10 protein-coding genes are annotated in these 13133 nt (G+C 64.3%); 2 read left to right on the forward strand and 8 right to left on the reverse strand.

Going from position 1 to position 13133, the window contains the following annotated elements:
- Window positions 1-12: 12 nt before the first annotated feature.
- Complete coding sequence (gmd, locus tag ACFSNN_RS10865) at window positions 13-1056, forward strand: GDP-mannose 4,6-dehydratase (RefSeq protein WP_134456101.1); 1044 nt, start codon at window positions 13-15, stop codon at window positions 1054-1056.
- Between the two features lie 276 nt (window positions 1057-1332).
- On the forward strand, window positions 1333-2835 hold the full coding sequence (locus ACFSNN_RS10870; protein WP_134456102.1) for a Fic family protein: 1503 nt from the start codon (window positions 1333-1335) through the stop codon (window positions 2833-2835).
- A gap of 22 nt (window positions 2836-2857) precedes the next feature.
- Here the strand turns inward: ACFSNN_RS10870 and ACFSNN_RS10875 are convergent, their stop codons facing one another.
- The 8 genes from ACFSNN_RS10875 to ACFSNN_RS10910 all read right to left on the reverse strand — a co-directional run bounded on the left by ACFSNN_RS10875 (window position 2858) and on the right by ACFSNN_RS10910 (window position 13105).
- Entirely contained in the window at window positions 2858-4024 is a 1167-nt protein-coding gene (locus ACFSNN_RS10875) for a glycosyltransferase family 4 protein (RefSeq protein ID WP_134456103.1), read from the reverse strand.
- Window positions 4025-4103: 79 nt separating this feature from the next.
- Window positions 4104-5333: a glycosyltransferase family 4 protein gene (locus ACFSNN_RS10880; RefSeq protein ID WP_134456104.1), complete on the reverse strand. Its 1230-nt coding sequence runs from the start codon at window positions 5331-5333 to the stop codon at window positions 4104-4106.
- Window positions 5330-6811 carry a glucose-6-phosphate isomerase gene (locus ACFSNN_RS10885; protein WP_134456105.1) on the reverse strand — a complete coding sequence of 494 codons (1482 nt, stop codon included), beginning with the start codon at window positions 6809-6811 and terminating at the stop codon, window positions 5330-5332. The genes ACFSNN_RS10880 and ACFSNN_RS10885 overlap by 4 nt, the downstream gene beginning before the upstream one ends.
- Window positions 6812-6814: 3 nt before the next feature.
- Window positions 6815-7993 (reverse strand): glycosyltransferase, encoded by a 1179-nt coding sequence (locus ACFSNN_RS10890; RefSeq protein ID WP_134456106.1) that lies wholly within the window; start codon window positions 7991-7993, stop codon window positions 6815-6817.
- Between the two features lie 106 nt (window positions 7994-8099).
- Window positions 8100-9032 carry a glycosyltransferase family 2 protein gene (locus ACFSNN_RS10895; RefSeq protein WP_134456107.1) on the reverse strand — a complete coding sequence of 311 codons (933 nt, stop codon included), beginning with the start codon at window positions 9030-9032 and terminating at the stop codon, window positions 8100-8102.
- A gap of 61 nt (window positions 9033-9093) precedes the next feature.
- Window positions 9094-11292, reverse strand: a complete 2199-nt coding sequence (locus ACFSNN_RS10900; protein ID WP_134458858.1) for a polysaccharide biosynthesis tyrosine autokinase — start codon at window positions 11290-11292, stop codon at window positions 9094-9096.
- A 134-nt stretch (window positions 11293-11426) separates the two neighbouring features.
- Window positions 11427-12656, reverse strand: coding sequence for a polysaccharide biosynthesis/export family protein (locus tag ACFSNN_RS10905; protein WP_134456108.1), 1230 nt, complete (start codon window positions 12654-12656; stop codon window positions 11427-11429).
- Window positions 12650-13105: an arsenate reductase/protein-tyrosine-phosphatase family protein gene (locus tag ACFSNN_RS10910; protein ID WP_134456109.1), complete on the reverse strand. Its 456-nt coding sequence runs from the start codon at window positions 13103-13105 to the stop codon at window positions 12650-12652. Before ACFSNN_RS10910 ends, ACFSNN_RS10905 begins: the two co-directional genes overlap by 7 nt.
- Window positions 13106-13133 lie beyond the last annotated feature (28 nt).

Genomic DNA, 13133 nt, shown 5'->3' on the forward strand with positions numbered 1-13133 from the left:
CGAAGGCAAGCTATGAGCCAACCACGCAAAGCGACCATCACCGGCGTATCCGGACAGGACGGCGCCTATCTGACCAAACTGCTGCTCGACAAGGGCTATATCGTGACCGGCACCTACCGGCGCACGAGTTCCGTCAATTTCTGGCGCATGCGTGAGCTCGGCGTGATCGATCATCCGAATCTGCGTCTTGTCGAACACGATCTGACCGACCTCGGTTCGACGCTGCGCCTGCTCGAAGGCGCGCAGGCCGACGAGTTGTACAACCTCGCCGCGCAGAGCTTCGTGGGCGTTTCGTTCGACCAGCCGGTGACCACCGCCGAAGTGACCGGGATCGGCGCGCTGAATCTGCTCGAAGGCATCCGCATTCTGAATCCGAAGATGCGCTACTACCAGGCGTCGACGTCGGAAATGTTCGGCCTCGTGCAGGCCGTCCCGCAACGCGAGGACACGCCCTTCTATCCGCGCAGCCCGTATGGTGTCGCCAAGCTGTTCGCGCATTGGTCGACCATCAATTATCGCGAGTCGTATGGTCTGTTTGCGAGCAGCGGCATTCTGTTCAATCACGAATCGCCGCTGCGTGGCCGCGAATTCGTTACCCGCAAGATCACCGACACCGTCGCCAAGATCAAGCTCGGCAAGCAGGACGTGCTCGAACTCGGCAACCTGAGCGCCAAACGCGACTGGGGCTTCGCGCTCGAATACGTGGAAGGCATGTGGCGCATGCTGCAAGCCGATGAGCCGGACACCTTCGTGCTCGCCACCGGCCGCACCGAAACGGTCCGCGATTTCGTGCGCATGGCGTTTGCGGCAGCGGGCTATCAGCTCGAATGGTCGGGTAAGGAAGAGCGCGAGTCGGGTATCGATGTCGCCACCGGCAAAACGCTGGTGCGTGTGAATCCGAAGTTTTATCGTCCGGCCGAAGTGGACCTGCTGATCGGCTGCGCGGACAAGGCTCACGAAAAACTCGGCTGGAAACCGGAAACCACGCTGGAGCAGTTGTGCCACATGATGGTTCATGCGGATCTGGGGCGCAACGAGCATCATGAGACGTTTTGATTCGGCGTAGGCAGTAGCCGAGCCACGGAGGCGCGGTGGCTTGGCTCACTCTGCCCACAGCGAGGGACGCGTTTTTTGAACCAGATATATCTGCGTGTCTAGTTCGAAAACGACAATCCCTCCTCACTATTAGCTCATTTGCGACAAAATCGGCTGCATCTAGCCGAATGCTAGCTTGAAAGCGATATCCCGAGATTGGCGCCGCCATCTCATATTTAGCCAAAAAGCGACGGACCTGCTAAATTAAAAGCTACAAAACGACACGATGCCACCACAGTGAATCTCTCCGAAGCCGAAAAACGACGGTCAGCAGACGTATTTTTTTCTACCTCCGATGCCACGCTAAACCGAAGTCTGCAGCGTCGCGCGAAAGACGGAAGCCTTACACGTGTTGGCCCGGGTGTGTATGTCGAATCCGGCAGTGAAGAAGAGATAGTTGGCAGAATTCAGCGCAACTGGCAGAAAATCGCAGCGCACGCGGTTCCGGGCGCGGTAGTTTCGCATTTGAGCGCATTGACGGGCGGCATCACGGCGTCCCACGAAGTCGTGCTGTCTCATCCGACTCGCTATAACCGCCGTGTTCGCTTTCCCGGCCTCACCCTGGTACTGATGAAAGGGCCGGCCCCGCAAGCCGGCGACCTTCGGCTTGGTTCTCTCGACCTCTACTGGGCTTCACAGGAACGCGCTCTTCTGGAAAATCTCGGTCGAGGTTCGGCAAGTATCCGCGCTGGACGCAATGCCATTGAAGAGCGGCTCATTACCTGCCTGAACGCGAACAAAGAAGCCGGACTCAATCAGATTCGGGACCGCGCCCGCGCGCTGGCGGAACCGCTCGGCGCAACTGCCAGCTACGAAATACTCAACGGCATGGTCGGCGCGCTGTTGACCACCCACTCAAAAGGCACACTCAAAACAAAGGCCGGTTTGGCCATCGCTCGAGGCATGCCAATCGACATGGGGCGTATCGACGTTTTCAGCACGCTGGCGACTGCATTGCGCACCGCAGTCCTGCCCGATATCGCTGACGTAGCCGAGCGAGGGAACGCCCGGATCCACTTCGCGTTTCTTGAATCGTATTTTTCCAACTACGTCGAAGGAACACGATTTTCTGTGGAAGAAGCCGAGGGGATCGTGCTACGCAATCAGATTGTCGCCCAGCGCCCGAAGGATTCGCATGACATCCTCGGCGTGTTCGACCTCGCGTATCAAACGGAAACCCGTGCGGCAGTGCCACCGGTCGGTGACGATTTCGTCGATGTGCTTCAGGAGCGCCATCGCGTCATGCTTGAGCGCAGGCCGGAAGTGAACCCGGGCCACCTCAAGCTCGAAGCAAACTATGCAGGCACCACCCAATTCGTCGAACCCTCGCACGTCCGCGGTACGCTTGCTGAAGGGTCCCGCCTCGCGTTGACAATTCCCGAAGGGATGGGACGGGCCATTTATTATCTTTTTCTCGTCGCAGAAGTGCATCCGTTTGCCGACGGCAATGGGCGACTATCCCGCCTGGTCATGAATGCCGAACTATCGCGGTGCGGTCGCTCTCGCATCATTATTCCAACGCTATTTCATCCCCAGTTTGTAGACTGTCTGAGGGCGCTCACGCAGAACGGGCGGCCCGAGCCGCTTATTAAAGCGCTTTCACGCATGGGCAGCTGGTGTGCGGAGTTCGATTACGCTGACCTTGCCGCACTGGTGCAGGCCATGAGGAACTCCAACTCATTCGAAGAATCCGTTGCCGACTTCCGCCTGCTGAATGCTGACGGCAGCCGGGCTACGTAAGCCCGTCCGCCACCCGCTGGGGTCAATGCACCCCGCCCGCCGCAATCGCCTCCCCATACACCGACGCCACCCGCTTCGCGATCACCGAGTTATCAAAGTTCTCACGCGCATAACGGCGGCATGCCTCGGCATCCGGCAATTTCAGCGTCCCGTTGAGCGCACCCGCAAGTCCATCCGCGATGGCCTTCGCGCCCGTCTCCGGCAGCACCAGATTCGGCGACAAACCCGCCACCGCTTCCGGCAAACCACCCACCGGCGTCACGAGCACCGGCGTACCGGAAGCCAGCGATTCGACCGTGATCAGGCCGAAGCCCTCGAGCGCCACCGTCGGCACGACACTGATATTCGCCGCGCGATACAGCGCGGCCAGATGCTGATCGGGCACGAAACCCAGCAGCTTCACGTTGTCCTCCAAACCCGCCTCGGTGATGCGCGCCTGCAACTCGCCTTCGAGCCGTCCCTTGCCCGCGATCAGCAGCAGTACATCCGGCGCCGTGCGCTTGACCAGCTTCACCGCGTCGATCAGATCTTCGAGACCCATGCGGCGCACCAGGCGCCGCACCGCCAGCACGATCGGCCGGTCCTGCGGCAATTGCAGCTTCAGACGCGCCTCGGCGGGCGTGATCGGCAGATTGAACTGCTCGACATCGACGCAACCCGGCACCACGCGCACGCGGTCCGGCGCGATGCGATAGCGCGAGGTCAGAATCTTGCCGAACGCTTCCGACAACACGATCAGCCGCGACGAGCGCGCATAGACCGATTGCTCAAGATAGCGCTTGGCGCGCTGGCCGAGCGAATCGGCGCCTTCCACATGACTTTCGTCAGCCCACGGCCCCTGAAAGTGTGAAACCTGCGGAATGCCGCGCGTCACGTCGAGGCCCGGAAAGGTATAGAGCGCGAAGTGCGAGGAAATCACGTCGGGACGCGACGTGCTGATTTCCTGACGCAGCGCGCGGCGCGCGGCCATGAGCCGCAGCGGCAGCGATTGCGCGGCCGAGCCGAAGCCGTTGATGGCGCCGCCGGTGTCGGCCGCCACTTTGGGCGAGCCGGCCACCACGCCGCGCACCGCGACGCCCGCGCCCGGCAACGCGCCGACCAGCGAGTAGTACATGCGGTCGAGGCCGCCCGCGCGCTCGGGGAACCAGTGCATCCCGATCTGCAGCGATTTGATAGAGCTCGTCGTCATGGTTGTGACCCCTGTGCGTTTTGAGAGTTGTGATAGTCGAGCGATGAATGCGTCAGGCGAGCGAGTGAAACCCGCAACGTCATTCCGCGCTCTTCTGGCCGGCCAGCGTGTTCAGCGTCAGCGCGTCGGTCTTGGCGACCGCTGCCGCTTCCGCCTCGCTGCGTCGGCGATCCTTCTGCTGTCCTGCAAGCTGGCGATAGAGCGCGATGTATTGCGCGGCCATGCGCGCCCAGCCAAAGCCGGTCGCGAGCTCATTGGCGGCGACGCCCATCGCGCGGCGCGCCACGTGGTTGTCGGCGAGCCTTGCGACCGCGCGGGCCAGCGCCTTGGGATCGTCCGGATCGTCGAGCACGATGCCGCATTCCGGCGTGATGATTTCGGCGCCGCCCGCGGTGCGCGCCGTGACCACCGGCAAGCCCGCCGCCATCGCTTCGAGCAGCGACAGGCTCATCGCTTCATAGCGCGACGGAAACACGAAGGCGTCGACCGAATGCATCAGCACCGGCATCTCTTTCACGAGACCGAGAAAATGCACGCGATGCGCAATGCCGAGTGCCTTCGCCTCTTCCGGATATGGACTGCCCGGCAGAAAGCCCGCCACCGCGATCTGCACGTGCTCTGGCAGATGTTTGAGCGCGGCGAGCACGGTGCCGAGGTTCTTGCGCGGCGTGCGCAGATCGCCGACGAACAGCAGCAAAAACGCATCCTTCGGCAAACCGAACTTCTCGCGGTCGCCGGTGGCCGCGGCGAAGCCTTGCGTATCGACGCCGTTGTAGATCACGTCGACACGGTTATCGGGCGTGAGGCCGATCGCGCGGATTTCGTCGGCGACCTTTTGCGACACCGCCGTGATCACCTTCGAGCGCCGGTAGGCCCAGCGTTCGAGCAGCGCATTGCAGCGCGTATAGACGGATTGATACGCGGACCACATGCCCTTGGTCAGTCCGAACGGGTAGTACTTGCTGCCGAACCAGCCGCTATGCACGAAGTGCGAGGTGTTGACGTCGGCGGGCATCCACGTGATGAAGCCGTTGACGTGCAGCACGTCGTATTCGCGGCGATGCGCGCGCAGCCACAGCGCGCTCTTGAACGCGAACACCTGCTGACGCAGCAGATTGGTCGGCCACCAGCGGCCGATTTTGATCGGCGCCCAGCGGACGTTCGGATGCGCGAGCAGATCCGGCGCGACGTGCGAGGCGATCAGCGTGACGCCGATGTTCTCGTCGAGCGCCGCGCGTGCGATCTCGTGGTTGACGCGCCCCTGGCCGTCGTTATGGCGCACGACGTGCGTGACAATGGCGACTCTCAATCAGTGCCTCCGTGAAAAAATAGCGTGTGATTTGACAGACGTGCGCGGTTGATCTTTTCGTAATGCACCGCGGAAAGAATCGAAAAAACACTCATGAAAAGCAGCAGTCCGCCCGTGCCGACCAGCGAGTTGGTGAACACCAGCATCGCAAACGTGGCGAGGCTCAGGCTCATGCAGGCGGACACGAATTTATCGTTGCGCAGCTTGAACGACGCGAGCACCGCGCGCGTCACCAGCCAGATGATTCCGGACATGTAGAGCAGCGTGCCGGGCCAGCCGAGCACGAACGGAATGTTCATCACGCCGCTGTCGAAGTTGCCGTACTGACCGAGCTGGCCGCCGTCGTTCGAGAGTTTGGTGGAGGTGCCGGTGGCGCCCATGCCTTCGCCGGAGACATCGGTAAAGGCCGTTTTGGCGAAGGTCGCGTAGAACTCGTTACGCGCGGCGTAGCTCTGGTCGTCGTTCAGGTTGACGATGGTGGTCAGGCGCGCCTGCATCCGCTCGGCCACCGGGCCGACCGCCAGCAGCGGCACGCATAGTCCCGCCAACAGCACGGCGCTCGCGACAATGCGCACCCGCACCTTGTTATTTGATTTGACGAGCTGGATCAGCAGCGCGATGACCCAGCCGCCCCACGTCGAGCGCACGAGGCTCAGCGCGAACGCGAAGAAGCCGAGCGCCGCGGCGATCCAGCGCACCCGGTGCGTGGCCGCCATGACGAACACCATCGCGCCCATCATCGCGAACGCGAACGGTCCCGACGAGTTCATCGTGCTGAACACGCGCACGCCCATCGGCACCGGGTCGCCCTGCGAGTTCATCTGCGAGCCGAGCATCCACAGCGCGTCCCACTGCGGCATGATGAAGAACTGCACGAGGCCGTAGCCGCCCATCACCAGCATGCCCCAGATAAACGTATTGACGATGGTGTCGCGGTACTTCGGATACTGGCGCGTGTGCGCCATGATGTGAAAGCCGATCAGGATCGGATACAGCCAGTTCGCGAGGTCGTAGGTGGCCGCGAGCGGCCCGCTCGACATCACGCCCACCAGGAACGCATAGACGAGCCCGAGCAGGACCAGCAGCACCGGCAGGCCGCGCCGTTGCCCCAGCAGCTTGTAGTAACGCAGCAGCGACAGGCCGCTGATCATCGTCACCGCGAGCGGCGCGACCTGGATCAGGCTGGTCGGCGTGAACGAGCCCTTGGACCAGTCGGCCAGACGCCGCACTTCCGGGCTCAGGAACCACAGCCACCACATGAACCCGATGTAGCGCGCCGGACTCTTGAAGTACAGCCACAGGCCCGTCAGGATCGCGAGCACCGGAAACGCGAGCGTGAGCACGGTGCCCTGATGCGCGCCGATCAGCAGCGTCGTGACGAACCACAGCAAAGCCTCCGGCAGCCATTCCTTGCGGCTGCTGGACGGTGCCCGTGCGGTGCCGTTCGCGCTAGCGGCGCTTCGCGTCAGCGTCGACATCGTTCAGAGACCTCCGCGCGACTGGCGTGCCGGCCGCCGCTCGGACTCGGACACGCCCGCCGCCGTCGCCATGCCGGCCGCTGAGCGCGTGCGCGCCGCAGCCCGCGCGCGCAGCATCTCCTGGGTGATCCGCACGTGCTGCATGGCGTAGTGCTGAGTGGTCAGATCGCGCGACAGCAGGCCGGCCGCGGCCGCCTGCGCCTGGCGCAGCGCATCGAGCGGCGCGGCGGCGAGTTCATCGACCGCTTCGCGCAGCGCCTGCGGATTGAACGGCGGAATATAGAACGCCTCGCCGGCCGGAAAATAATCCTGCAAGGCGCCGACGTTCGTGACCACCATCGGCTTGCCGACTGCCGCCGCTTCGAGCATCACGGTAATGCCCGAGGCGTGTGAATTCGGCCGCAGAGGCACGACGATCACGTCGGCCCAGTCGTACAATTCGTGCTGCTTTTTGATGCCGGAGAACAGCGCGATCTCGACGTTCGGCGCGCGCAGCGATGCGGGAATACGGCGCCGGGTCGCAAGCTTCACGGTGTAGCGCGTGTCGTTGCCGAACGCTTTGATGAGCGTCTCCCAGTCGCGGTCGCGGTCGTTGCCGATCGCGGCGATGCGGATCGGCGTGTGCGGCGTCCATTCGGCCGGCGTCTTGACGGGGAAGTCGTGTGTGTTCAGGCCATACAGCAGCGGCTTGGCGTCGCGAGCGAAGTAGCGCTGGCACAGTTCGGCGTTCTCGCTGGCGAGCGTGGTGAGCTGATCGGCGCGCGTCATGAGCTTGCGGTACAGCCAGCTGCGCAGAATGCCGTAGGAAGGCCATTTATCGAGCAGCCACACGCTTTGCGCGAGCAGCAAGGGGGATGCGTCAGCGCCGGCCTTGCGGCCGCTCAAGAGCAGCATGAGGGCCGCGGACAGCCATTCCTGTTCCGTATGCGTCCAGATCACGTCCGAGCGCAGCATCTCGGCGCGGTTGCGCCACGTATGGATGAAGTCGAACCCGAGCGCCGCCTTCAACGCGCGGCGCAGCAAACGCACCGGCTTGCTCTCGCGTGCATCCTGCGAATACGTGAGCCTGAACGCGTCGGATTCCGCGTGGTGATAGCCGTACAGACAACCAATGTTGTCGCCCGGCCGATAAAAGCGCGGGTCGGCGCCGTAAAACAGATGAACGTGAACTTTCGTACTCATGCAGGCACTCCGCTCTGCCGGTGGAAAGGGGCATCGGCGGCCCGGACGCGGGCCGTGCGCCGATGCGCGAACGTGCGAGACGTGGAGGATGCGACCGAGCCGGCGATCACGCGGCGCGTGAGAGCGCGCGACGCGCCTCGTGTGCACCGCTGCGCACGGCGCGCCAGCGCGTGAGCTTCAGGCCAGCCTGCTTCGAGAGCAGCGCGAGCGCCGCGTGCGTGAGGCCCGGATAGACCCGCGTGCCGACCAGCGTCCACCACCACCACGCGGTTTCGCGATGCAGCGGCGGCAACTGGTCGCGCAGGATCAGATGGAAATTGAAGGCGGCGTTGCGCAAGGCGGCCATGGTTTGCGCGTCGCGGCGGTCGTCGTCGAAACGTTCGGCGGGGAAATGATCGACCGCCACGCGCGGGTCGTACATCAGCTTCCAGCCGGCATTCTTCACGGCGAGGCTGAACGCCATGTCGTTGTGGACCTGAGCGCCGGCGCCGCGCAAGCGCGCGTCGAAGCGGATGGTGCGCACCGCCTCGCGGCGGTAGCTCATGTTGGCGCCCTTCAGAATGTCGACTTCGCGCGCGCCGCCCACACCCAGGTGATGATTGCCGATGACCTTGCCGTGCGCCGTGACCTTGCCCACCAGCGGACGCTCGCCGTCCAGCACGCGGCCTTTTTCGTGCACCCAGTCGCGTCCGCCGAGCGCGCCGAGGCGCGTGTCGCCCTCGAAGGCGGCCGCGATGCGTTCGACCCAGTCGACGTGCGGCGCGGCGTCGTCGTCGGTGATCGCGATCACGTCGCCGCGCGCGGCGTCCAGACCGCGATTGAGCGCCGCGACCTGGCCGGGCACCTCGACGATCGCCAGCGCGAGCGGCAACGCGCCCGCTACAGACGGATCGCGCAGGCACGCGTGGGTCGCTGCGTCGTCGGCACGCGCCACCACCACCACTTCGTCAGGCCGCCGCGACTGCCGTTGCAGCGCCGCGAGGCAGCGCGCCAGATCGGCCGGGCGGCGGTAAGTCGGAACCAGTACCGTCACTTTCATCGTGATGTCCTTTGTTGTCGTCGTTGCGCGAGGTTCGCCATGCATAGGCCAACCCGCCGCCTCAGGTGCTCAGGTATTCCTGAACCGCCGCGTAGCCACGGTCGTAGCCGCCGCGCGAGCGCGCCGGCATGCCGTTGAAAATGCCGCCCTGCACGTGCACGCCGGCCGCGCGCAGACGCTTCAATGCGTCGTTGATCTCGCCCTCGCTGTGCACGCCCGAGCGCATCACGAAGAAGGTCGAGCCGGCATACGCGCCGATGATCGACGCATCGGTCACGGCCAGCACCGGCGGCGTGTCGATCATGATCACGTCGTAGCGCTTGGCGAGGCCTTCGAGGTACTGCGGCAGACGCGGCGACATCAGCAGTTCCGACGGATTCGGCGGACGGCGGCCGCACGAGATGAAGCTCAGGCCGTCGACCTGCGAGCTGCGGATCGCTTCTTCGAGCGAGATCTGGCCGCTCAGCAATTCGGACAGGCCGTTATCCGGCGCACCGCCCAGATAGCGTTCGAGCACGCCGCGGCGCATGTCGCCGTCGATCATCAGCACGCGCTTGCCGGAGTTCGCAAGCAGCACCGCGAGGTTGACCGTCAGGAAGCTTTTGCCGACGCCCGCCATCGGACCCGTCAGCATGACAATGCGGTTCTTCGCGTCCATCAGCGTGAACTGCATGGAGGTGCGCAGGCTGCGCAGGCTTTCGACCGTGACGTCCTTCGGCCGCGCGTTCGCGAGCACCGAGCGCAGACGTTCGCCGCCGCGCTGGAAGCCGGCTTCGAGCACGCCCTGTTCGGCGGAGAGCGGCACAAGGCCGAACACCGGCAGATGGAACGCGCGCTCGATGTGGTCGGGGTCGTCGATGCCCTTGAACATATTGCGGCGCAGGAACACAAAGCCGGTGCCCGCGATCAGCCCGAGAATCACCGCCGCCGACAGGATCAGCGCCTTCTTCGGCTTGACCGGCACGCCCGGGCGCAGCGCGGCGTCGACGATATGCACGTTGCCGCCGGTGCCGGCCTTCTGCACGGACAGTTCCTGCACGCGGTTGAGCAACAGCACGTAGATGTCTTCCGCCACCTTCGCGTCGCGTTGCAGCTGCACGGCCTTCACTTCGGTGGCCGGCAGATCGCGGAAGCGGTCCGCGTATTTGGCGCGCTGCGCCTGCAACTCGGCCATCTGCTCGCGCGCGGCTACCAGCATCGGATGATCGTCGCCGTAACGCTCGGTGAGCTGCGCCATCTGCAGACGCAGGCCGGCAATCTGCTGCTCGTACTGCACGCTGCCTTCGAGGTACACCTTGGCCTCATCGCTCGCGTTGATCGAGCCGGACTGGCGCTGATACGCGGTCAGCGCGGCCTCGGCGCGTTCGAGATCGGACTTCAGGCGCGGCTCCTCGCTCTTGAGGAAGTCGAGCATCTTGCTGGCGTCGGCCTGCTTGTTCAGCACGTGCTGGCGCACATACGATTGCGCGAGCGCGTTGGCGACCAGCGCGGCGTGTTCGGGGCTCTTGTCTTCCAGCGAGATCTGGATCACGCCGGTCTGCTTGCCCTGCTCCTGCACCGTGATCGCCGACTGGAACGCGGAGATCGCGTCGAGGTCGTTGGCGCGCATCACCGTGAATTCCTCGCCCGGGCGCGCCACCAGTTTGTTGACCATGATGGTCACGCCGCCGCCCTGCTCCTGCTGGCCGACCTGGCCGTGCAGCAGCAGCGAGCCGTTCGCGGCGTACAGGTTGTACTGCTGGGCGTCGATCACTTTCATGGTCAGCTTCTGACCTTCCAGCGCGGGGATCACGTCGATCGAATCGACGTCGGCCTCTTCACCGCCCCATGCATACGACGACAAACCGAGCCACGGACGCGCCGGCTGCCCCGGCGTCGCCATGCGCGCGGCGATGCTGCCGAGCAGAGGGAAGGTTTTCGGCGTGACGCTGAAGTTCAGCTTCAGTTGCTGCACGACCGGGCCGACCACGCCGCGGCTCTTGATGATTTCGATCTCGGCGTCGGTCGGCAGCGAGGTCGAGCCGGTGGTGATCGCCGCGCCGGTCTGCGTCTGCGTGAGCGCCTGCGACGTGTTGTCCGATTGCTCGACCCGCACATGCGCGTCGGCCGAATAGATCGGCTTGGCGAGAAAACAATAGGCGCCGGCGATCCCGACGATCACCGCGGCGATGGCGATGAGCCACCAGATGTCGTCGAGGATCACCTGCACCAGTTGTCCGAGGACGACGTCCTCTTCTTCGGTCTTGATCGGACCGGCCATGTGTGGAGAGATTTGGTTGCTCACGATTCGCTTCCCGTATCGGTTACAGCGGTATTTGCTTCGGTCCCGCGCCACGTCCATTACGGACGGCGCGGCGCGGGGCCTGACGACGGCTCAGACTGCGGTTACGACGATCAACGCGTCAGCTGTTTCAGGTAGAACAACGTCTGCACGCTCGGCAACACCTGCTGCAACACACGGTTGAAGGTGGTCGACGCGGCGGTGCCCACATACACGACATCCAGCGGCTGCAACTGGAACTGCGAGGACAGCATGATGGCGTCCGGCTGCGTCATGTCGAGGCGATACACGTCCGGCGTGGTCGGGTGATCCTTCATGCCGCGCATCACGAAGATCTGGCGCGGATTGGCGTCGGTGTCGAGAATGCCGCCGCCTTGCGTGAGCGCATCGGCGATCGTCATGCGGCCTTTGATGATCGGCAGCTGGATCGGCGTCTTCACTTCGCCCATCACGAACACGCGGCTGTCGGTGCGGTCCGGCACGTTGATCACGTCGCCGTTTTGCAGCATCACGTTCTGCGTGGTATCGCCGCGATCGAGCATGCGGTCGGCGTCGAGCACATAGAGCTTGTTGTTGCGCGTGAGACGCACGCGCTGAATGTCGGCGTCGGCATTCGTGCCGCCCGAGCGCGTGATCGCATCGACCAGCGTGAGCGGCACGTCGCTCATCGCGAGCGGGCCCGGTGTCTTCACTTCGCCGGTGACCTGCACTTTCTGGCCGCGATACGACAGCACGCGCACGTCGACCTGCGGATTGCGAATGAACCGCACGAGGCCGGTGCTCAACTGGTCGCGCACCTCGCCGACGGTCTTGCCGGCGGCCTTGATGCGGCCGACGAACGGGAAAAAGATCGTGCCGTCGGCCGCGATGGTCTGGCCGTACGGATCGGCCTGGCCCGGCAGCGCGGCCGTGTACGGCTGCTGCAAGGCGCCGCCGATCGACTGCGTGGTGTTGCCGCCCGCCGACAGCGTGCTGCCCTGCGGCGTGGTCAATTCAGGGTGATCCCACACGGTGATGCCGAGAATGTCCTGCGGCGCGAGGCGGTACACGTACTGCGACGGGTCGCTCAGGTTCGAGGGCGGCAGCACCTGCGTCTTCGCGGCGGCGGCTTGCGCCTGCGCGGTCACGACAGCGGCATCGATCACATGGACCGGATAGGTTTCGGCGGCCTGGCTGTCGTGCCGGCCGTCGTCTTTCAGACGCGACGTATCGAGGTAATTGCCAGGTGCGGTGGCGCAGGCCGACAGAAAGGACGTCAGCAAAAGCGTGGCGGCAAGCTTCGAGCGGAGATGCGCCGGCTTGCGGTTCGCGAATGAGTGTGCAGCAAGTTTTTTCATCAGCATATTTTCTTCAGCCATCCCATGACCAGATGTTCGATGAGCACGAGACTCTCCCTATAAGCGGTTTCCGCACCGCCGTGCGGATCGGCGACGTCGGAATCCGCTTCCCACTTGCCGAGCGGATAGACCTTGCCGCGTGAGGCCGGATCGAGCGCTTCGACGTCGCTCACCTGCGCGCGCTCGGTGACCAGCACCAGATCGGCATTGCGCACAAGTTGCCGGTCGAGCCGCCGCGAGTAGTGGATGCCGGAGGCCACGCCCTGCTCGGCGAGCAGGCGTTGCATGACCGGGTCCATGGCGTGGCCGTTCATCGCCCGCAAGCCCGCCGAATGAAACGCGATCGGCGCCGCCCGCGAACGCGGCGCCGCGCGTTGCCGGGCTTTGAACAGCATTTCGGCAGCAGGCGAACGGCAGACGTTTGCATGGCAGACGATCAGAACGTTGGCGAACATGGCGGGCTCCGTGATGAAGGCTGACCGG

The sequence above is a fragment of the Paraburkholderia dipogonis genome (genome assembly GCF_042680985.1).
GTDB classification, from domain to species: Bacteria; Pseudomonadota; Gammaproteobacteria; order Burkholderiales; family Burkholderiaceae; genus Paraburkholderia; species Paraburkholderia phytofirmans.